This window comes from Flavobacterium lotistagni (assembly GCF_011392125.1).
In the GTDB taxonomy this organism is placed as follows: domain Bacteria; phylum Bacteroidota; class Bacteroidia; order Flavobacteriales; family Flavobacteriaceae; genus Flavobacterium; species Flavobacterium lotistagni.
The window spans coordinates 1-18,841 of record NZ_JAAJBU010000012.1; the positions used below are offsets into that span (position 1 = coordinate 1).

The 18,841-nt window shown below is 37.5% G+C and carries 20 protein-coding genes; all 20 read left to right on the plus strand.

Going from position 1 to position 18,841, the window contains the following annotated elements:
- Positions 1 to 285, plus strand: a 285-nt coding sequence (locus G4D82_RS12235; RefSeq protein WP_166337581.1) for a hypothetical protein, incomplete at its 5' end; no start/stop codon positions are given.
- 2 nt (positions 286 to 287) lie between these two features.
- Positions 288 to 665, plus strand: coding sequence for a hypothetical protein (locus G4D82_RS12240; RefSeq protein WP_166337582.1), 378 nt, complete (start codon positions 288 to 290; stop codon positions 663 to 665).
- 206 nt (positions 666 to 871) lie between these two features.
- Positions 872 to 1,903 (plus strand): RNA-directed DNA polymerase, encoded by a 1,032-nt coding sequence (locus G4D82_RS12245; RefSeq protein ID WP_166337583.1) that lies wholly within the window; start codon positions 872 to 874, stop codon positions 1,901 to 1,903.
- 295 nt (positions 1,904 to 2,198) lie between these two features.
- Complete coding sequence (locus G4D82_RS12250; protein WP_166337663.1) at positions 2,199 to 3,059, plus strand: DNA adenine methylase; 861 nt, start codon at positions 2,199 to 2,201, stop codon at positions 3,057 to 3,059.
- 60 nt (positions 3,060 to 3,119) lie between these two features.
- Positions 3,120 to 4,187 carry a DNA (cytosine-5-)-methyltransferase gene (gene dcm, locus G4D82_RS12255; RefSeq protein WP_166337584.1) on the plus strand — a complete coding sequence of 356 codons (1,068 nt, stop codon included), beginning with the start codon at positions 3,120 to 3,122 and terminating at the stop codon, positions 4,185 to 4,187.
- Positions 4,188 to 4,364: 177 nt separating this feature from the next.
- Positions 4,365 to 6,110, plus strand: a complete 1,746-nt coding sequence (locus tag G4D82_RS12260; protein WP_166337585.1) for a terminase large subunit — start codon at positions 4,365 to 4,367, stop codon at positions 6,108 to 6,110.
- 108 nt (positions 6,111 to 6,218) lie between these two features.
- On the plus strand, positions 6,219 to 6,467 hold the full coding sequence (locus G4D82_RS12265) for a hypothetical protein (RefSeq protein ID WP_166337586.1): 249 nt from the start codon (positions 6,219 to 6,221) through the stop codon (positions 6,465 to 6,467).
- Between the two features lie 3 nt (positions 6,468 to 6,470).
- Positions 6,471 to 6,662 carry a hypothetical protein gene (locus G4D82_RS12270; RefSeq protein ID WP_166337587.1) on the plus strand — a complete coding sequence of 64 codons (192 nt, stop codon included), beginning with the start codon at positions 6,471 to 6,473 and terminating at the stop codon, positions 6,660 to 6,662.
- A 298-nt stretch (positions 6,663 to 6,960) separates the two neighbouring features.
- Complete coding sequence (locus tag G4D82_RS12275; protein ID WP_166337588.1) at positions 6,961 to 8,214, plus strand: phage portal protein; 1,254 nt, start codon at positions 6,961 to 6,963, stop codon at positions 8,212 to 8,214.
- Complete coding sequence (locus G4D82_RS12280) at positions 8,207 to 8,863, plus strand: HK97 family phage prohead protease (RefSeq protein WP_166337589.1); 657 nt, start codon at positions 8,207 to 8,209, stop codon at positions 8,861 to 8,863. The genes G4D82_RS12275 and G4D82_RS12280 overlap by 8 nt, the downstream gene beginning before the upstream one ends.
- Positions 8,863 to 10,158: a phage major capsid protein gene (locus G4D82_RS12285; RefSeq protein WP_166337590.1), complete on the plus strand. Its 1,296-nt coding sequence runs from the start codon at positions 8,863 to 8,865 to the stop codon at positions 10,156 to 10,158. The genes G4D82_RS12280 and G4D82_RS12285 overlap by 1 nt, the downstream gene beginning before the upstream one ends.
- 52 nt (positions 10,159 to 10,210) lie before the next feature.
- Positions 10,211 to 10,633 carry a hypothetical protein gene (locus tag G4D82_RS12290; RefSeq protein ID WP_166337591.1) on the plus strand — a complete coding sequence of 141 codons (423 nt, stop codon included), beginning with the start codon at positions 10,211 to 10,213 and terminating at the stop codon, positions 10,631 to 10,633.
- Positions 10,634 to 10,650: 17 nt separating this feature from the next.
- Positions 10,651 to 11,214 (plus strand): head-tail connector protein, encoded by a 564-nt coding sequence (locus G4D82_RS12295; RefSeq protein ID WP_166337592.1) that lies wholly within the window; start codon positions 10,651 to 10,653, stop codon positions 11,212 to 11,214.
- A 99-nt stretch (positions 11,215 to 11,313) separates the two neighbouring features.
- Positions 11,314 to 11,646: a phage head completion protein gene (locus G4D82_RS12300; protein WP_166337593.1), complete on the plus strand. Its 333-nt coding sequence runs from the start codon at positions 11,314 to 11,316 to the stop codon at positions 11,644 to 11,646.
- Entirely contained in the window at positions 11,643 to 12,221 is a 579-nt protein-coding gene (locus G4D82_RS12305; RefSeq protein ID WP_166337594.1) for a hypothetical protein, read from the plus strand. Before G4D82_RS12300 ends, G4D82_RS12305 begins: the two co-directional genes overlap by 4 nt.
- Positions 12,218 to 12,583 carry a hypothetical protein gene (locus G4D82_RS12310; RefSeq protein WP_166337595.1) on the plus strand — a complete coding sequence of 122 codons (366 nt, stop codon included), beginning with the start codon at positions 12,218 to 12,220 and terminating at the stop codon, positions 12,581 to 12,583. Before G4D82_RS12305 ends, G4D82_RS12310 begins: the two co-directional genes overlap by 4 nt.
- Entirely contained in the window at positions 12,583 to 13,002 is a 420-nt protein-coding gene (locus G4D82_RS12315) for a phage tail tube protein (protein ID WP_166337596.1), read from the plus strand. Before G4D82_RS12310 ends, G4D82_RS12315 begins: the two co-directional genes overlap by 1 nt.
- 1 nt (position 13,003) lies before the next feature.
- On the plus strand, positions 13,004 to 13,375 hold the full coding sequence (locus tag G4D82_RS12320) for a hypothetical protein (protein ID WP_166337597.1): 372 nt from the start codon (positions 13,004 to 13,006) through the stop codon (positions 13,373 to 13,375).
- Positions 13,376 to 13,842: 467 nt separating this feature from the next.
- A complete protein-coding gene (locus G4D82_RS12325) occupies positions 13,843 to 16,392 on the plus strand; it encodes a phage tail tape measure protein (RefSeq protein WP_166337598.1) in 2,550 nt (849 codons plus the stop codon).
- Complete coding sequence (locus G4D82_RS12330; RefSeq protein ID WP_166337599.1) at positions 16,389 to 18,764, plus strand: hypothetical protein; 2,376 nt, start codon at positions 16,389 to 16,391, stop codon at positions 18,762 to 18,764. Before G4D82_RS12325 ends, G4D82_RS12330 begins: the two co-directional genes overlap by 4 nt.
- The last annotated feature ends 77 nt before the right edge of the window (positions 18,765 to 18,841 follow it).

Consider the following 18,841-nt stretch of genomic DNA (forward strand, 5'->3'; position numbering starts at 1 on the left):
GTAGCAAACTTGTTTGTTGCGCATGATGCTGTAAATCCTGATTTCAAACCTAATTATGAAGATCCAGCACAACGGAAATATGAAGCAATTCACGATATGGGTTCCCCTTCGGGTGCCGGGTTTTCGTTCGACGTCTACGGCGACTGGAGGTCGGTTTCGATCGTCGGTGCCCGCCTTGTTTCTGAAGATTCAGAAGCGGCCGAACACATCGCAGAAATTTTCCATGAAGATTACAAAGCGATGAAAGTGTATGATCGAAGTGCAATCGACAAAATCCAAAAATAACAATGAAAAAATTTGAAAATCGCGATGCTGCATTCGCATCGCAAAATTACGATCCGAGCGCGGTTGTCATTACCGGCGTTCCTGAGCACCATGTTGAAGCATTAAAAGCAGTAGCAAACTTGTTTGTTGCGCATGATGCTGTAAATCCTGATTTCAAACCTAATTATGAAGATCCAGCACAACGGAAATATGAAGCAATTCACGATATGGGTTCCCCTTCGGGTGCCGGGTTTTCGTACGTCGGCTACGGCGACTGGTGGTCGGGTTCGGGCGTCGGTGCCCGCCTTGTTTCCGAAACCGGAACGGCTGCTGAACATATTGCTGAAATCTGCGACCAGGATTACAAAGTTATGAAGGTCTATGACCGAAAAATAGAGTAGAAAAACAGGCTGTGTGATGCGTTGGCGTGGTTCCCCTTCGGGTGCCGAGTTTTCGTACAACGACTACGACAACAGGAGGACGAATTCGAACGTCAGTGCCCAATTGTTAGACAAGCATTACAGGCCCTGCCACATGGCAAAAAATCACAAATTTAAAAAAGGCGCTGGTAGCTTCTTTGTCGAACGCGACTTAATTAAAACAAGGCATGAAAAGAATAGGATATTTATACAATCAAATAACTGACTTTGATAATTTACGTCAGGCTGAAGCCAATGCCCGAAAAGGTAAAAAGCATCAGCCCGGCGTTAAATTATTTGATCAGAATCCTGAAGGCAATTTACTTTTACTGAATGATGTTTTGATAAATAAAGATTTCCGTACATCTGAATATGTTACTTTTCCTGTATATGAACCAAAAGAACGGCTAATTTTCAAATTGCCGTATTACCCTGATCGGATAGTTCATCATGCAATCCTTAATGTTCTCAAAAGCTATTTTACACTATGGTTTACAGCAGATACCTACGCTAATATCGAAGGCCGTGGAATTCATTCCGCTGCCAATGCGATAAAATCCGCGTTAAAAAATAAATCAGCTACGCAATACTGCTTAAAACTCGATATTAAAAAGTTTTATCCTAACATCGATCATCAAATTTTAAAAGCGCTGATTCGCCGAAAAATCAAAGATCAGGACTTACTATGTTTATTAGATAATATCATCGATAGCGCCGAAGGATTGCCTATCGGAAACTATTTAAGTCAATACTTCGCTAATTTTTATCTCACAAATTTTGATCATTGGTTGAAAGAACAGCAAAAAGTAAAGTACTATTTCCGGTATGCTGATGATTTGGTATTGCTGGCTTCAAATAAACCTGAACTTCATGCTTATTTACAGGATATCAGAATTTATTTAAGGGATAATCTAAAGCTTGAAGTAAAACATAATTACCAGGTATTCAAAGTTGAAGATCGTGGGATTGATTTTGTCGGATATGTCTTTTATCATACGCATACTTTATTACGAAAAACAATTAAAAAGAGGTTTGCGAAAGCTGCTTCAAAAAAGAACCCAAATTCTGCTACAATCGCATCTTATTTAGGCTGGGCCAAACACGCGAATACAAACCACTTAATAAAAAAATTACTGCCAAAACGATGCATGAATACGAATTTAAAGATTACGGAACCGAGCCGGATCTCGGTCGTTTCTCAGGAAACAAATTGCAAATAGAAGATATTCTGAATGTCCGTATTAAAATACTGGATTTCATTGTAGAAGATTCGACCGTCAAAATCGGTACAAAGCGCTTAAAACTGCATTTCGAAAAAGAAGGTGTTAAGTACATTGTGTTTACCGGTTCTAAAAATTTAAGAGATCAAATTGAAAAGTTTCCTGGTGAAAGATTTCCATTTAACACAACGATAGTCTTGCAAAATAAAAGTTTAAAGTTCACATAATTACCAAAGAAAGTAATATTAACCTAATCGCAGTGATCATGCAAAACTGCGGTTATAGGCTGTGCATTATGTCAGGCAACAATTCAAAAATTATCGCATTCAATTATTTCGGCGGGAAGTTTACCTGGCTTGAATACTTGTATCACCATTTTCCGCAACGCTTCAATCATTTGATAGATCTGTTTGGCGGCAGCTTTTCGGTTTCGCTAAACTATCCCGGGCGCATGATTCGGACAGCCAATGAAATCAATGGAGAAATTACCAATTTCTTTCAAGTGCTGCGCGACCGGGAGCCGGAGCTCATGCGCGCACTTTTGCTTACACCGTGCTCGAAAACGGAGTACAACCAATCTTGGGAAATGGATGGCTGCGATGAACTTGAGCGCGCAAGAAGGTTTTATGTACGCATTCGGCAATCATTTTTTGGCCTTGGTGCTCAGCGTCAAAATAAAGGCTGGCATATTGCAAAAACGCAAGTGAACGCGCAAGGCGGTGAAACCGTTTCCAAATGGAACAATGGAATTGAAAAGCTGTACGACGTGGCCGATGTGCTTCGATCAAATTTTCAGATTACGAATTTCGATTTCAATGAAGCAATCGACAAATTAGACTTTGATGGCGCGTTTTTCTATTGTGATCCGCCATACCCGGCAGAAACGCGAGCATCATTCAACGATTACCGATTTGAGTTCTCTACAGAAAAACATGAGCAGCTTGCAAAACGGCTCCATGATATTCAAGGTCTGGCCATGGTGAGCAGCTACAATTCCGAATTGTATAATGATCTGTATCACGATTGGCGCAAAGTTGAATTTCCAGTCAAGAAAAATAACATCCGATCGTCGGAAGTTCAGGAAGTAATTTGGATGAATTATCCTGAAGTTAGCAAAGGACTGTTTGACGAGCTGCATTTACAGCATAGCCTATAACGATGGCGGTATGAAAGCGTGCCGGATTGCGAGCGAAACACTATCAAAATACACGAACTTATGAACGGAAAACAGAACTTAAATAACCCACAACACCCGGCATGTTTTATACCGCGTGTTAACGCCCAGCCATTTTTTCATGGTTCTCTTTTTTCGGGAATTGGTGGTTTTGATTTAGCCGCTGAGTGGGCCGGTTGGCAAAATGCTTTTCATTGCGAATGGAACGAATTTGGACAAAAGATTTTAAAACATTACTGGACTAAAGCTATTAGTTATGGAGATATTACAAAAACAGACTTCACTATTCACCGAGGAACAATTGACGTGCTTACAGGTGGATTCCCATGCCAACCATACAGCCTTGCAGGTAAACGAAAAGGCAAAGAAGATGAACGCCACTTATGGCCAGAAATGCTTAGAGCAATACGAGAAATTTCCCCGACATACATTGTGGGGGAAAACGTTTATGGGCTTGTTAATTGGAACGGGGGATTGGTTTTCCACGAGGTGCAAACTGACCTGGAAAATGAAGGGTACGAAGTACAACCGGTTATACTTCCAGCTTGTGCCGTTGGTGCGCCACATCGGAGAGAAAGAATATGGTTTGTGGCCTACTCCAACAAGCGTACAGCGGGACCATCCCGAACGAGTGAACGGACTTTTGGACAAAGGAGCTACAACAATGATGAGCCGAAAGAATGGAGAGAACAGACCGAACAGCATAACGGATATGGCAATGTTTATGGGGTTAATACCGACACCGGATTGTTCGGACAGGCGAAGCGACAAAAGCAGCCAATGGGGATTGAGCAATTATGTGAGAAACGGAATGTTACCAACACCGGATGCAGCGAGCGGGAAAACGGGCTACATGGGAAAGAACAGGGAAGGGAAACAACAGAATTTGGAGACAGTTATACGAAATTCGGAGCCTGGACTAAATTCCCAATTACTGAACCCACAATTTGTGGCGGAAATGATGGGTTTTCCAACGAATTGGACGGAATTACCTTTCCTAAATGGCGAAATGAATCAATCAAAGCCTATGGAAACGCAATAGTTCCACAGGTTGCTTATCAAATATTCAACGCCATAAACTTGCACGCTGCCTCTTATGGTTGGCGTTAACCGTTTAATTCGTCTGTAAAAATCAGACAAATCACCCAAAAATTAAAAAGACATGTCTGATTTTAAAACAAAACAAAAAATAAAGCGATTTAAGCAAACATTTTTTACTTGAAACGCGAATGTATTTCAAAAACAAAAAAATGCCTTAAAATTAAAATTCGCAAAAAATAACTTTTTATGATTATTTCTGATGAAATGAAATCTTCGGTTCCCTTTCAATACGCTCAGGATGTGTTGGATGGAAAAATCATTTGTGGAAAATACATTAAACTGGCTGCAAAACGCTTTTTTGAATGGATTGATCAGGCTGATGAAAAAGGGTTTTATCTTGATCATAAAGAAGCAATGTTTGTTATTGAATGGTTTCCTAGATATCTTATTCATACTAAAGGGCCGTTAGCAAAATTGAAAGCGCCGTTCATTTTATCTCCATATCAGCAATTTACAATCTATAATATTTTCGCGTGGAAAATTAAGGGCACAAATTTGCGGCGCATCAACTTTGTTTACGAAACGGTTGGTCGTAAAAATGGTAAGACTACGCAATTATCAGGATTGGGTTTGTATTGTCAGGCAATGGATGGTGAAGAAGGTGCTGAAATATATGTAGGTGCTACAAAAGAGGCTCAGGCTAAAACCTTATGGGAGCAAGCATTCAATTTCGTTGAAAAATCTTTAAAACTTCGAACGCTTGGTTTTAGAAATACAATGCGTGAAATCCGTTTTCCTCGAATGTCAGCGGTATTTCGGTTTTTGGGTGGTGATAGTAAAACATTGGATAGTCTCAACCCTTCTGTGGCTTTTATTGATGAATATCATGCGCATAAAGATGATGGTGTTCGTGAAGTGTTGGAATCTGCTATGGGTGCTCGTGAAAATCCCTTAGTTTACATTATTACAACTGCTGGATTTAATTTAAAAAGCGTGTGCAAACATGCTGAAGATTCGTATAAGGATATTTTGAAAGGGCTAAATGTTGATGATCATACTTTGATAATGATTCATCAACTTGATGAAGATGATGATTGGGAATTGGAAGCGAATTGGGAAAAAGCAAATCCTAATCTACAGCATAGCACTACCCTTTTGGATTTTCTTCGTAGGGAATTTATAAAGGCTAAGAATCAACCTTCTAAAATTCCTAATTTCAAAACGAAATCTTTAAATATGTGGGTTGATGGATATAATGTTTGGATTCCGTCTGAGATTTGGAAAAAGTGCGATTTTAACGCTGATAAGACTGTAGATCAAAGAAAGCCGTTGCCTATTGAAAAATTTCATGAATTTGGTTCTTATGCAGCTGTTGATTTATCTACAACAACTGATATCACGGCTTTCGCAATATTATCCGAACCCGATAATGAAAATAAAAGGTATCTGAAGGTTTTTCTTTTTTGTCCTGAAGATACGGTACAGAAGCGAAGTAAAGAAGATTCGGTTCCTTATAGATATTGGGTAGATTCCGGGTTTATGATTGCTACACCGGGTAACCAAGTTGATTATGCAATTATTGAAGATTACATCCGTAGTCATTATTTATCGCATGGAATAAGACGGATTGAATTTGACCGATATAATTCCAGTTCGCTAGTAAACCGATTAGATGATGAAGGTTTTAATCTTTCGGAGTTCACTCAAACTTTACCGAACTATTCGCATCCGACGAAAACATTTGAAAGTCTGGTTTATAAAGGTGAAATTATCCACGAGGGTAATCCTGTGATGGAATGGATGCTTTCAGGCTGTGTAAAAATAGAAGATACCAATGAAAATTATCGAATTTCAAAAGGTAAAAGCCATGCAAACGGAAAGCGAATAGATGGAATAATAGCGTCTATAATGGCTTTAGGTGGGTCGCTTTCACCTCCTGAAGATACAAACGAAAGTTATTATAATAAAGCGGGCACGACCTTTGAATGTTAAGAAGATAGTCAATCTAAATACATAATAGTTAATAAAATGCCATTATTGTAACAAAATAATTAATTAATTGTTAAGTTATTATTTTTCATCCCAAAACAGAGAAAATATATGAAACCAGAAGAAAATGCATTACGTCTTCGGATTCTGAAGCTTGAAGAAGAAGCTAAAGTCATGAAACGTTTGTCAACGCGGCAAGGTTTTTTTGATATGTATTATGAGGCGTTACCGGATCATTCAACTTATGAATCCGCTTTTAATAGTGTGAACGATTTGCATTTTCAATTATTCGGTTTTTACCGATATTCTGATTACGTTTCTTTTAAAAATGTTATTAATTATTACAAACGAAAAAAATAAAATATGAAAATTATTTATATAGTACTCATCACCTTTTTAATTGCTATTGCGACATCAGGGCTTTTGGAATTTGAATTTTTTAAGAATCCTATTCGTTACGCTTTGGTGTTGCTGCTGATAGTTTTTGAAATAGCTTCGGCTTATTTTTATATCAAACTGGAATTAACCGTTAATAAGGAAAATGATGAAAAATAAAATGTTATTTGGTTTTTATCAGCGTATGATTATTGTGGAATATTATAAAAATCCAAAATCGTTTAATAGTAAACCTTTGTGCGTAGTGCTTTTAGAAAATTTAAAGGCACGAAGGGAGTTTCAGCAACATCTACAAAAGACTTTGCTTTTTCGGTTGCTCGAAAACATGGCTAAAGCTTTGAATCGAATCCGATTCTGAAAAGTTTTTTCCGTTGACTTCATATTCGGAAAAGTACAAACTTTATACCTTCATAGCAAAGCCGTAAAAATACTTTTACAGGGTTAATTAATATAACCCATGTCATTAAATCAGGCTTTTTCAATGATGTTTTCTTCAGGCGAAAAAAGAGGTGCGGATAGCGTTTCTTATTTCAATGATTTCACATCTTTCTTTTTGTCTGATTCGAAGGCAAAAACTTCATCGCTTAACTATAAAGCTTCCTTAAAACTTTCTGCTGTATTTAATGCTGTTGAGCAAATTAGCAACGATATAGCAAAGATTCCATTTTTTGTATATAAGGTAGTAGAGAACGGAAGTGAACGCTTTAAAGCGCATCCTGTGGATTGGCTTTTGTCAACTGAACCTAATCCGTTCATGACTTCGTTCATTTGGAAAAAAGTTACAGCAATTTCATTGTTACTTCGTGGAAACTCGCTTTCTAAAATTGAAACAAATCATAAAGGTGATATTATAGAATTAACTTTTATTGATTGGGATGATGTTTTAGATATTAAAAAAGTTGCAGGTGAAATCTTATACTTCGTACGTGGTTATGATAAACCGCTTTTATCCTCTGAGGTTCTACATTTTAAAAACTTTACTCACAATGGTTTTGTAGGTGTTGGTGTAATTACTTATGCGGCCCAACAAATGAATCTAGCAATTGAAGTTCAGCAATTTTCAATTACAAATTTTGAAAACAAAGGGGTTCGAACTGGAGTTATTGAAACAGATAAAACTTTAAATGCTGATCCGAATAAACCTGGTGAAGCAACACCAAAGCAAAAAATAAAAACTGCGTGGAGTTCTGCAATGGCGCAAAAATCACCTGACCGGATTGTAGTGTTGGACGATGGTTTAAAATTCAAAGCTATAAATATCACGCCTCAGGAGGCCCAGATAATTGAAATGAGCCGATTTACGGTTGAAGATATTGCCCGCTGGTTTAACATAGCGCCTCATAAAATAAAATCACTTCAGCAATCCACAAACAACAATATCGAACAGCAATCATTGGATCATGTTTCTGATACGATGCAACCTTATGTAACTAATATCGAACAGGAACTTTCAAAAAAATTGTTTTCCAATGCAGACCGTAAATCTTATTTCGTAAAAGGAAATATGAACGTTCTGCTTCGTGCTGATATGAAAACCCGTTCTGAAGCGATTTGCCGATATATTATGACTGGTGTTTATACTCGAAATCAGGGCAGATTACTAGAAGATCAAAATGCTGGACCAGCTATGTTGGATGAATACCTAACGCCTGTAAACACTTTTACAGAATCTCAAATAGAAGACAACTTAAAAGAAAAGAAAAATGAATAAGGATTATATCAAAAACATTGAAGGCGCTGAACGACGATTTTTTGAATCTAAGGTTCGTGCGGTTAAGCCTGATGAATCTAACAATGAAGATTTAGCTATAATTGAAGGCTACGCGGCAAAATTTAATTCAGAGACGGTTATAGGTCATTATTACAAGTTCCGTGAAAAAATCCTTCCGGGTGCTTTTGATGATGTGCTGAATGATGATGTACGTTGTTTGTTCAATCATGATCCTAATTATGTTTTGGCTCGATGTTCAAAAGGTAAAGGCACACTTACTTTATCTGTTGATAACATTGGATTGAAATACAGTTACAAAACACCTGATCGCCAGTATGCAAAAGATTTGGCCGATGCAATTGCAAGTGGCGATGTTTCTCAATCTTCTTTTGCATTTGAGGTTGAAACGCAAACTTGGACTGAGCCTGATGGCGAAGAAATTGGAACGCGTGAAATTGTAAAGTATAAAAGGCTTTATGATGTATCGCCGGTAACTTATCCGGCTTATCCCGATACCGAAGTTGCAAAACGTAGCTTCGACGAATACAAAAAAGAAAATCCGGGCGAACAAAATCGTACCGATGACAATAATGAGCTGGATGAAGTCGAGGCTCAAATTATTATTAACTCAAATTTAAATTTAAAGTAATGAAAAGATCTGTTCAATTAAGACAGGAGCGCTCGACAAAAATTGACGCTCAAACGGCTTTCGCTAAAAAAATCCAGGACGAAAAAAGAAAAATGACACCGGATGAAGTGACGCAATTTCGTACACAACAAACCGAAATTGATAATCTTACTTCCGAAATCGAAGTCGAAGAAAAGTTGGAAGAAAACCAACGAACTCAGAACGGAAAATCTGTAACAACTGAAGGTGATGATTCTGAAAAAAGAGAAAAACGCAAATTGTATGCGGATTTCGATTTTTCTAAAGCGCTTCGCAGTGCGCCAACCGGAAACTTCGATGGTGTTGAAAAAGAAGTGCATGATATTGCAGTTGAAGAAATGCGCGCAAACGGTAAGTCTGCGCCTGCATCATCGTTTACCATTCCTTCTGATATGGTTCGTGCTTCTGCTCAAACCGTTTCTGAGGATTCCGGTAACTATGGTGGTCAGTTGGTGGTTAGTCAACAACCGCGTCCTGTGGCTGGCTTTTTGCCAAAATTGTTTTTAGAGCAAATGGGTGCTACGGTTTTAACCGGTGTTGAGGGCGGTACTTTGCCTTTGCCTGTTGTTGAGGAATACGACTTCGGTTGGTATGCTGAAACGGCAACGATTTCATCACAGAAAAAAACGATCACAGGCCCAGTTGCATCTGCTAAACGTGCTGGTGCGGTTGTGTTGATTTCGAACCGGCTTTTAAATCAATCATCATTACCGGTTCGTCAAATGGTGATGAACATGCTTGGCGCGGGTGCAGCAAAATGTTTGAATGGTGCTGCTATTTCGGGTACTGGACTATCAAACGATCCTACAGGATTGATTAACATGACCGGAATCCTTACTTCATCGCAATCTGATGATGCGGCCGCAACTTGGGCAAGGGTAACAGAACTTCAGGGATTGATCAAAAAGAATGATTCAACCGAACAATCTTTAGGTTACTTACTTGATCCTGTTTTGGAAGCGTCGATGATGACGCTTAAAAAAGATGAAGGTTCAGGTTTGTTCTTATCGCAAGATGGTAAAATCGGTGGTTACAAATCGGTTGCAACATCGCTTGTACCTTCAATTGCCGCTGCTGGTGGTAATCCTGAATTACACCATTTAATTTTTGGTGATTTCTCACAAATGTTCGTAGTTCAATGGGGCGGTATTTCCTTTGTTGTCGATCCTGTATCAGCTGCTGATTCTAACAGTCTGAAAGTTGTTGTAAATATGGATGCTGATGTTCAGGTAGCAAACAAAAAAGCGTTTGCAATCAACAGCTGGTTGAGTGTGTAAATTAAAGTCTAACTAGGAAAAGCCTACGGGCTTTTCCTTAATCTTTATAACAATGTCAAATAAAAAAATCTTAATTTTTTCATTACTTCCGCTATTGCCTTTCGGTTTGCCGAATCGTGAAAACCAATTGGTTGAAGTCGATGAAAAACAGGGTCAGGAAATGATTGATGCTGGCTATGGACGTAAAGCTTCAGATGATGAATCGAAAGAGTATAACGCTAAACAAAAAGCTAAAGCATCATCTGAAAAAAAGGCAAACGAAACTGACAACGCTCAGTTAAAAGCTGACTTGGAAGCCGCTAAGTCAGAACTCGAAACTGCTACAGGTGAAAACACTCAGTTAAAAGCTGATTTGGAAGCCGCTAAGTCAGAACTCGAAACTGCTACAGGTGAAAACACTCAGTTAAAAGCTGATTTAGAAACCGCCAAAGGTGATCTTGAAAAAGCAAAAGCCGCTTCGAAAAACAATAATTAAAATCTAATCTCAAAACAATGGTTACAGAAGTTTCAATAGTTCCGTTTTCAGAAAATGAGGCTAGTTTGATTACGCTTGCAAAAGCTAAAAAGCAATTGCGTATCGAAGCGTCGATTACTGATGAAGATGATTTGATTCAGGTTTACATCGATGCGGCTCAATCTGCTGCTGAAAATTATATAGGTAGGGTTATTGGCCGCCGCAAATTAATCCTGAAAATGAATTCTTTTGATCTGAAGGAAATTGAAGCAAGTTCCAATGAAAAAATTGAAAGTGTAGTTTACTTTCCGGCTGGTGAAACAGAATCGGTTACTATGCCTGCTGATCAGTATAAATTGAAAACTTCTAATGTGATTAATTGTTTTGAGATTGGTTTTTTATCTACTCCTGAAGTAGCTGATAGACCGGATGCAATTACGATAACGGTTGTTCAGGGTTATACTTTGGCTGAATGTCCTAAAGCAATCATTCAGGCTATGAATCTTTTGATTTCTGATTATTATGATCGTCGTGAAGATCGTGAGCAGGGTAATAATCCTGCTTCGAACAATCTTTTGCGCCCTTACAGAAGATACAACTAAAAATTAAAGCGTTTTAACGCTTTTCTTAATGCCTTATATATCAATCATAGTTTCAAAATAAAAGTAGCTTAAAATCAAAATTCGCAAAAAATAACTTTTATGAATAGAGCGCCTTTTATTGGAACGATGGATAGGATTGTAAAGATTGTGAAGCTTGAAAAATCACAATCAGAAACCGGCTCGGTTTCTTCTGCTGATGAAGAAATATGTAAACCGTGGGCTAAACTTGAAAGTGATTCCGGGTTTGAGGAATTGCAAGGAAAAGTTAAGCATACCGTTAAGCGAAGTTATATCATCCGGCATAATTCCGATGTTGCAGCGAATGGTAAAAACTATGTTCTTATAGACAATGAAATTCGTTTCAGGATTACGCATGTTGAGCCTTTAGGTCGTAGAAGTCATTTGAAATTATATACTGAACTGTATGAATGAGTAGTGATGGCTTCCATATCGATATAAAAGGCTTTCCTGAACTGAAACGAAAAATTCAGGAACTCGATAAAGATCCTGCAAAGAAAACCGAAATTCTAGGGATATTAAGAGCGGTTGCTGGTTCAACGGTTTCAAAAGCTAAAGAGCTTGCGCCTGTATCGGAAAAAGATCATTTGGTTTCTGGAAAGCGTACGCGGAAAATGATCAGGCCGGGCAATTTAAAAAGGTCAATCGGTACGATTACCGGTAAGCGTGGTGCGGCGGTAGAAAATCCGACTATTTATGTCGGGCCGCGTGCTAAAGGCAATTTTGATGGTTGGTATGGTGCAATGGTTGAAGCTGGTCATAACGTATATCGCAACTCAAAAAAGTATGTGGTGTACAAAAGGAAAAAAACAAAACGAACCCGAAATAGCTTAGAGCGAGTTCGCGGAAAAGGTGTTAACAGTAAAGTGGGTTTTGTACCTGGTTGGTTTTATCTGAAAAAAGCTTATGCAGCCACAAACGGTAACGTTACAGCAGAATCAGCGAGTAAGGTCGCAAGATACATTCAACGGCGAATTGATAGATTATGAAAGAAGCAAGCGAATTATTATTTAGTTTTTTAACAAGTCAGTCGGTTTTTACTGATGTGGTTGGTCAATTAAATGGTGTGTGGAAACTATATCCAATTGCCGCTGATAGTGATGTTCCTGAACCTTTTGCAACTTATCGAATCCGTGAGCAATCTGGTGCAACTAAAGATGCTTCGTCATATTTGGTTTCGTTAGGAGTTTTCTTTAGTCCCGAACAGTATGATGAATGTGTTGCTTTTTGTGATGCAATTACGCCTATAATCCGTGGTCATCGTGATTTTGAATGGATTACCTCTGAACCGGACATCGATGATGAAGATGGTTCTTTTGTCTCAATTATTAATTTTAAAATAACAATTTAATGGCATCAACAATTTACAAAGGTAAAGACCTTAGATTAAAAGCTGATGGTAAAGTAATTTACCATGCAACGGAATGTACTTTCTCTTCAAGTATGAAGATTGAAAGTATTGCAACCAAAGATACCAACGGCGAAGTTGGTGTACCATCAAACTTAAGCTGGAGCATGACTTCAAAAGGTTTGATTGCAAATAAACCGGCTGGTTCGACTACGCATCAGGACGTAAAATCATTACTCGATTTACACAAAGCTGGAACTGAAATTGAACTTTCTTTCACGACTGGTGAAGTTGGTGATATAATTATTACAGGAAATGCATTCATTGAATCAGCTTCTTTGGGTGCACCGGTTGAAGGAAATACTTCTTTTGATGCATCGTTTAAAGGTAATGGTGATTACACCGTAGAAGTTGTCGCCTAATATGAAAAAAGTAATTATTGAATTTGGGGCGCATAAATTTGCGCTCCAATTTGATTTCTTTACATTTCTCAAAATTTCTGAATTGTGGGAAGTAGAAGGAATGACGGCTTTAGGTCAAAAGATAGCATCTTTTATAACTCCTGACGGTGATTTTACTTTACGGTCTTATGCATATATCGCTGATATTTGTTTTGCGGCCGCTATGATTGAAAACCCTGAATCGGAAGTTAATTTTGATAAAAAAGAATGTCAAAAATATCTGTTTGAAAATCCTGCTAAAATTCAGGAAATCATGGTAGCTTTTTATGCATCCATGCCTGTTATCAAATCGGTTGAATCGGGAAAGTATATAGCGGCGAAAGTAAAGAAGTAAAATCTGAAACGTGGGATGATCTTGAATCTTTTGCGTGTGGTTATGTAGGTTTACAAATCAATTATTTCTATAGTCTTACGCCGCGTCAATTTGATAATATTGTTTACGGTTTTAATAAACGTGAAGAAAGTAAATCGCGTGAATCCTGGTTACAAACCCGATGTATTTTTTACCGGTGCATTCAACCATATTTGACTGAGCAAATGACTGAGCAGGAATATTTTCCGTTTGAATGGGAAACCGTTACTCAAAAGCTTTCCTCAGATTATTTGAATGAAATTGAAGAAAGTAAAAAAAGATGGGAGCTTCGAGATAAAAAGAAGTTAGAAAACCAACAAAAACAAAAATAAAAACTATGATAAAACCCGGCTATTTTGCTGGGTTTTTCTTTGTATAAAGTACAAACTTTATACCTGAATCCGAACATCTCAAAACTACTTTTATCGGGAATAATAAACCTTATTTCTGTGGCTTCATTAGCTGAAATAAACATCAAATTTACTGCTGATTTACGTGGTTTCAGTACTGAAACTCAAAAGGCGCTACGTATCATTGGTAAAGTTGGTGATGATATGCAAAAGCTTGGGAAATCCATGTCTTTGTATATTACTGCACCGCTTCTTTTGGGCGGTGCGGCAGCTGTTAAATTCGCTTCAGATTATAACGAATCTCTGAATAAGGTTGATGTAGCCTTCGGTTCTTCGTCGGATAAAGTAAAAGAATTCGCTAAAACATCATTAGACAGTTTCGGTATTGCTGAAGGTAGTGCGCTCGATATGGCTGCTTTGTTCGGCGATATGGCAACATCGATGGGTTTGCCTATTGATAAATCTGCTGCATTATCAAAGTCATTGGTTGGTTTGGCTGGTGATCTTTCGTCATTTAAAAACATCGGGATTGATGAAGCTACAACCGCGCTTAATGGAATTTTCACAGGTGAAACCGAATCTTTAAAAAGATTGGGTGTTGTGATGACAGAAGCGAATTTACAGCAGTTTGCGCTTACCAAAGGAATCCGAACCCAAATCAAAGATATGACGCAAGCGGATAAGGTAACGCTTCGTTATGCTTATGTTATGGAGCAAACTAAAAATGCTCAGGGTGATTTTGCTCGTACCGGTGGCGGTGCTGCTAATCAAATGCGAATTTTTCAGGAAAGCCTAAAACAAGCGGGCGCTGAATTCGGTCAGGTTTTATTACCTGCTTTTACAAAAGGTATTAAGATTGTCAATGAAATCATCAAAGGTTTTTCAAGCTTATCAGATGAAAGTAAAACGACAATTGTTGCTGTGGCGGGTATTGCGGCTGCTACTGGGCCTATGCTTTCTGTTTTTGGATCACTTTTAACTTTAATTCCGAATACAATTTCAAAATTTAATCAGTTAAAGGATAATTTGACGGCTTTGAAAGCTTTGGTTCTTGCAAATCCTTTTACTGCTATTGCAACCGTTTTGGCTACAATTGCGGCTATTACAATTGTATCATCTTCGCGATTTACGGAATTGACCAATGCTACAAAAAGCTTTGCGGAAATTCAGCAAAAAGCCTCAGATTCTGTTGCTTCTGAATCTGCTGAACTTCAAAAGAATTTAGCTATTGCTAAAAATAAATCATTAACTGATGAATTGCGTCAAGATGCTGTAAAAAAGATTAACGCCCTTTCCCCTGAACTCTTAGGAAACATTAGACTAGAAAACTTATACACTCAACAAACTACTGATGCAGTTTTAAAATATACTGATGCTTTGGCGGTTAAAGCAAAAGTACAGGCAGCTGAAGAAAAATTGGTTGATGTTCAAAAAAAGCTATTGGAATTGCAGTTAGGTAATACTGATGCGATTAAGCCTTCGGTGTGGCAAAACTTTTCGAATGCTTTACTATCGGGTGGGAATAGTATGAGTTTTGCTGCTCGATCTGCTTTGACTGTAGCTGAAAATTTAGGAACAGAAAATACTGAACTTGTAAAACTGCAAAACATCTTGACTGCTTTCATTGCGAAAAACAAAGATGTATCAAAATCAAATGAAGAGGTTGCTGTAACGTTGCAGGATATTGCTAAAGCAGCTGGTGCGAAATTCGGTACAATCATTTTCTTTGAAGGTCAAATCGAGGAACTACAGAAACTTCAAAAAGAAGTTTCTACTACAAATAAATCCTGGCAATCTTATCAGGATAGAATTGATGTAATTCAAAAGAAGATTGATGCCATAGAGGGTAAAGGCCCAATAAAATTACCAAAACCTGAATTACCGCAATTAGGGGAATCCGAAGTGCCTGTTTCAATTCAATTTTCTTTAGAAGAACTTAATAATCAAAAAGCATATTTTGAAAAGCTACGTGAACAATTTTCGACAACTGATAAGCAATATCAGGATCTAACCGAAAATATCAGTAATACTGAAATCAAGATTAAAGCGATTGAAGGTGTAGAAAATTTTGATTTAGCAAAAAACGCCGCTGAAGATTTAGCTGCATCGCAACAAAGATTGGCGGCTGTCGGTGAAGCTGTTGGTGAATCCGTTGCCGGTGCTTTTGCAAATCTATCGACTTCTATTGTTGATTCGTTAGGATTAGCTAAAACAGGATTTGAAGGTTTTATAGGTGGTTTGGTTCAAACAATAACAAAATTGGTCGCGATGATGCTCGCGTCTGCAATATCACAATCAATTGCCGGTGCTACTGCTTCAGGAACGGCTACGGGGCCGTTGGCTGTTTTTACCACACCGGCTTTTATTGCGACTGCCGTAAGTGGTGTATTGGCTGCTTTTGCTGCTATTCCAAAATTTGAATTTGGTGGTATTGTTGGTGGTTCATCATTTTATGGTGATAAAATATTAGCGCGTGTTAATAGCGGTGAGATGATATTAAATTACGGTCAGCAAAGAAGCTTATATGGACAATTGGTGAATAACGGCCCGCAAGTAGTTTTTATTGATGGTGGTTTTCAGCTTGAAGGTACAACTTTAAAGCTTCTTATGAGTAGGGTTGATCGACAATCAGATAGAACAGGATTATGAACGCTGTATTGAATCCATTGAATGTAAAACAATTATCAATTGAGGTTATTGATACCTATGATAATTCGCGACCTTTAATTGAGGAATATACTCAGCAAGGTTCGCCTGTTTTAAGTTGGGGATCGGATGAAGATATATATAGCCAGTTTATGATTTCGAAACTGGTTTTTAATATGCTTGTTCCTGATGTTGATGATGCTCATTTCTTTCATCTTTTTACAGGTGATGAACGCCGTTATAAAGTGAAAATTTTTACTAACGACCCTATTACATTGACAAAAGAACTTATTTGGCAGGGTTTCATGTTGCCTGATATTTATAAAGAGCCTTATAAGAACGGATGTTTCTTTGTTGAATTTACAGTTGTAGATGGTATTCAATCATTAAAGGATCGGGTGCTTAATCAATGGTGGTATTTTAACCGTATTCCGATGCATAAAGTATTTGCAATGCTGTTAAAAGAAACTGGATTAGAACAAAATATCATCGTAGCGCCCAGTATTATACCAGATAACTTATCCTACATCTGGACTGATATTAATGTTCCGTTGCATCATTATTTTGATGAAGATGACGGTTATAAAGATGTTTTTACAATACTTGAAGATTTGCTAAAAGCAAACGGATTCACCCTATATAGTTTCAGGGGTTATTGGTTTATTACCGGTATTTCGCGTAAATCGGAAATGATTAACTATGGATGTTATGAATTTGATCCTGATGGTACTTTTGTTCAAAAGGTCGATGTTATAAATAATGTTGTGTGGCCAATGAAAGCAACTGACCCTATAATCAGTGTTGCTTCGCCTTTTAAACGTGTTATTGTTGATTTTAAGTTGTTGCAATCAAAACAACTTTTTTCTGATACGGTCGTAAAAGCACCGATAGAAACTACATCGTTTATTTCTGATTTTGAATCTGGGTTACCTGAATCAAAGGGTTTTGCTTTCACGCGTCCGTTTACTAATCCTTACTTGGATAGGGATTTTTCAACTGATTTTTCTGAAACATTTTGGACTGGTCAAGTGAAGCCGTGGCTAAAACATGAATCTGGATTGGATTATTTCGTGAGTGAACCTACTACATGGGTTGAAGCTGATGAAATTTATTTTTTTGCCGGATTTCGTGCGGCCTATGAATTGCATGGTGTTGCTACCGAAGAAATGGCCTTGCATAATTATTATGAATGTCCTGAATATCCTTCTGTTGAAGCTGGTGTAAAATACAAATTTAGATTTGTGTTAGATTTTGTTGACTTATGGACTGAATCGTTTTCTGATCAAAGTTTAAAACAAGGTTTATATGATAGCATGGCTCCTTTTCAGTTATTTATTGATGAAAATGAATTCATATCGAAACGCCCTAGTTTCACAAATAATTCTTATAAGTATGATTATCAAGTTACGCCTCTTACAAGTTTGGTTACACGTGTTAAGTTTAGTTTAGATTATGAATTTACTGCGCCGGTATCTGGTAAGCTAAAATTTAGATTGCTAGCTCCTATAAATAATGGTTTAGGAATCGATGTTTTTGATTATCGAATGATTAAAGAATTGAGTTGTGAGATTGTCAAAGATGCTAAAAATGATAAGTTGACTGCAATCCGTGATATCAACTATACTACTCAGAGAAAACTTGAAGTTGACTTTATATCAACCAATTCAGAGGCAATCAAAAATAATTTTGGTGTGGATCGTTTGGTTAACCCTGATTATGTTCAATCTGTAGATTTTGAAGATGGTGCTGTAAATGCTTATGGTACAAATGCATTTTTTGTAATGTCGGGCAATCCATTGTACAAACATCTTTTCTTGAAAGCTTTTGAAGTATCTGAAGATGACTTTGAAAAAATAGTTTTTAATAATCTGAGGTCAAATTTTTTCGTAGAAACAGCAGGTGGGGTTTCTAAATATATTCGTAGTTGGTATGTCAGAAAAGAAGCGGATGATACGTGTAAAATGGCATATTTGACATCTTATGACCAAGGTGTAATGCTTCCTGATGGTTATGATAAAGAATATGAGATTCAAATAGGCGATAATCTTAACTATGTTTTTTTTGATTACGGCACCGAAAACCTTGCTGCAAGATCGTCTTGGAAAATCTACAATTTTATCAATACTGATAATCATAGAAAATTTAATGAAACGCTTGCGAAGCTTTATCATTTTTCTAGGCCGCGTCCAATTTTTGTTATAGATACGGAGTATAAGAAAATGGTTTGGCCTAACGAGATTATGGCTATGAATTATAAAGATCAAGTTCGGAATTTTATTCATCCGACGGTTAAGGTTAACCTAGCAAAAGGCGTTACGAAGGTTTTGGCAGTCGAAGCGATTTTTGAGTCTGTAAATGATATTTCTTATGAATAATAATGTGATACATATTATTTGGATTAGCCCGCAGCTATATAGCGAAATTGACCGCAACCGAAAATATTTGACCGCCG

Excerpts from the sequence above, each read along its gene's own strand:
- G4D82_RS12240 (WP_166337582.1), top strand. The coding sequence starts at position 288 with ATGAAAAAATTTGAAAATCGCGATGCTGCATTCGCATCGCAAAATTAC.
- G4D82_RS12245 (WP_166337583.1), top strand. The coding sequence starts at position 872 with ATGAAAAGAATAGGATATTTATACAATCAAATAACTGACTTTGATAAT.
- G4D82_RS12250 (WP_166337663.1), top strand. The coding sequence starts at position 2,199 with ATGTCAGGCAACAATTCAAAAATTATCGCATTCAATTATTTCGGCGGG.
- dcm (WP_166337584.1), top strand. The coding sequence starts at position 3,120 with ATGAACGGAAAACAGAACTTAAATAACCCACAACACCCGGCATGTTTT.
- G4D82_RS12260 (WP_166337585.1), top strand. The coding sequence starts at position 4,365 with ATGATTATTTCTGATGAAATGAAATCTTCGGTTCCCTTTCAATACGCT.
- G4D82_RS12265 (WP_166337586.1), top strand. The coding sequence starts at position 6,219 with ATGAAACCAGAAGAAAATGCATTACGTCTTCGGATTCTGAAGCTTGAA.
- G4D82_RS12270 (WP_166337587.1), top strand. The coding sequence starts at position 6,471 with ATGAAAATTATTTATATAGTACTCATCACCTTTTTAATTGCTATTGCG.
- G4D82_RS12275 (WP_166337588.1), top strand. The coding sequence starts at position 6,961 with ATGTCATTAAATCAGGCTTTTTCAATGATGTTTTCTTCAGGCGAAAAA.
- G4D82_RS12280 (WP_166337589.1), top strand. The coding sequence starts at position 8,207 with ATGAATAAGGATTATATCAAAAACATTGAAGGCGCTGAACGACGATTT.
- G4D82_RS12285 (WP_166337590.1), top strand. The coding sequence starts at position 8,863 with ATGAAAAGATCTGTTCAATTAAGACAGGAGCGCTCGACAAAAATTGAC.
- G4D82_RS12290 (WP_166337591.1), top strand. The coding sequence starts at position 10,211 with ATGTCAAATAAAAAAATCTTAATTTTTTCATTACTTCCGCTATTGCCT.
- G4D82_RS12295 (WP_166337592.1), top strand. The coding sequence starts at position 10,651 with ATGGTTACAGAAGTTTCAATAGTTCCGTTTTCAGAAAATGAGGCTAGT.
- G4D82_RS12300 (WP_166337593.1), top strand. The coding sequence starts at position 11,314 with ATGAATAGAGCGCCTTTTATTGGAACGATGGATAGGATTGTAAAGATT.
- G4D82_RS12305 (WP_166337594.1), top strand. The coding sequence starts at position 11,643 with ATGAGTAGTGATGGCTTCCATATCGATATAAAAGGCTTTCCTGAACTG.
- G4D82_RS12310 (WP_166337595.1), top strand. The coding sequence starts at position 12,218 with ATGAAAGAAGCAAGCGAATTATTATTTAGTTTTTTAACAAGTCAGTCG.
- G4D82_RS12315 (WP_166337596.1), top strand. The coding sequence starts at position 12,583 with ATGGCATCAACAATTTACAAAGGTAAAGACCTTAGATTAAAAGCTGAT.
- G4D82_RS12320 (WP_166337597.1), top strand. The coding sequence starts at position 13,004 with ATGAAAAAAGTAATTATTGAATTTGGGGCGCATAAATTTGCGCTCCAA.
- G4D82_RS12330 (WP_166337599.1), top strand. The coding sequence starts at position 16,389 with ATGAACGCTGTATTGAATCCATTGAATGTAAAACAATTATCAATTGAG.